This is a genomic window from Bacillus sp. 37MA (assembly GCF_000372765.1).
Lineage (GTDB): Bacteria > Bacillota > Bacilli > Bacillales > Domibacillaceae > Domibacillus > Domibacillus aminovorans.
In genome coordinates, this window is the sequence record NZ_KB889752.1 from 1,479,699 (window position 1) to 1,481,146 (window position 1,448).

At 42.6% G+C, this 1,448-nt stretch carries 2 protein-coding genes; both read right to left on the reverse strand.

Annotated features, from left to right (window positions below; genetic code table 11):
• Nucleotides 1-339, reverse strand: a 339-nt coding sequence (locus A3M5_RS24635; protein ID WP_286130586.1) for an urease accessory protein UreF, incomplete at its 3' end; no start/stop codon positions are given.
• Nucleotides 340-364: 25 nt separating this feature from the next.
• Nucleotides 365-1,186 carry an urease accessory protein UreD gene (locus tag A3M5_RS0108410; RefSeq protein WP_018393317.1) on the reverse strand — a complete coding sequence of 274 codons (822 nt, stop codon included), beginning with the start codon at nt 1,184-1,186 and terminating at the stop codon, nt 365-367.
• Between the last annotated feature and the right edge of the window lie 262 nt (nt 1,187-1,448).

A 1,448-nucleotide genomic window follows, 5' to 3' on the forward strand; every position in this document is an offset into this window, starting at 1 on the left:
GTTTCCATAAAAGGAACTGTCGTTATCTTCCTGTAAATTTTTCACACCGATCAATAGCGATCTACCCGTTTTCATACTAGCCTCGAATAACTCCTTGGCAGGTTTTGCAGCCGTATACAATTGCTGAAGCTCGGCCAATCTAACTGAATCATCCTGTAAAGTAGCCTCATACGCCTCTTTGACAAATACAGCGTCTAAATGAATGTTCACTTCAAGTATGGTTTGCAAAACACTCTCTACTTCTGCCGCTGTATTGATACGGTAGGTATGAATGTAAGTTTCAAGACCGTAAGAGTGGTTAAAGCTACCTGTTGGAAATGTTCCTCCTGACAGTTGCAACCATGTAAGTAAACTTGATGTTTGCTTATTTCCGGATATAAGGCAACTCCCCTTTCAACATCAACGGTCTCATAAAAGACCAAACGTCATTAAACAATTCTGTCATCTCTTCGTAGTTCGAACTAAGTGCTTTGATCGTAATGACACCACTTGGATGCAGCGAACACCCTGAACGAACACTTGCTCTGTCCTTTGTTGATAAATACTCCTGAAGCCCTGCAATGTTATCGGCCTTACCTTGACCGGCATATAAGTACAAGTTTCCCCAATGGGAGTATCCTTCTAAATAACCAAGCCGCGCGAATTGTTCTCGTTCCATGTTCAATCGATATTGCTCCCAAATCGCCAGCTTCCCTCCGATATATAAATGAAACCGATTCGAGAGACTTCTGAAATCGAACGACTCTCCCGCGCTTTTACGGCCACTGGAGTACATTTCGCAGTAAGCTAATACAGAGTTTGGATGTACATCAATCCGAGTTTGTGTCTCTAGTTCCGATTGTCGAAACAAAGAGATCGCCTCGGGAAAACATTCAAAACTGGCATTCTCACCTACATGAAAGTGTTGGTTTATATAGGCCTTACCTTCTGGCATTTGATAGATTTTGGAAGTTGAGGCGTTCGTCAAATAAAGACGGGCACCATCTTCCACACGTATGGAATAATCCGCACGATCTCCAGCCAACATTCCCCCTGCTGTATCGAAAACATACACGAATGCAGTACCCATATCGTCCAAATAAAATGGACGCATGATCTTTAATGGAAATCTGTAATTCATCCGGGAAACGTAACTTTTTTCATTCTGGTCAACCTTAATAGCGAGTTCCAACATACCCTCCTGCATGTTCTATCTCCTTTCGCTGCCACCCGATGAAGATGAATCTTAGATGATCAATTACTTCTTGTCATCTTCCATCGGGACGTCTGCTGTAAGTATCCCGTTACTCTACTCCAGCTCTTGTTGGATTGATAGCGCAATCAATCTTATCCCATTGGATTGTATGCGCTATCAATCTTATCCTGGTGAAGCAGCGTTTAAAAGCTCGTAAGCCTCGCGACAATTACTTCTTGTTTTTCTCACAACCTAATCAATCATCTGTCGGACG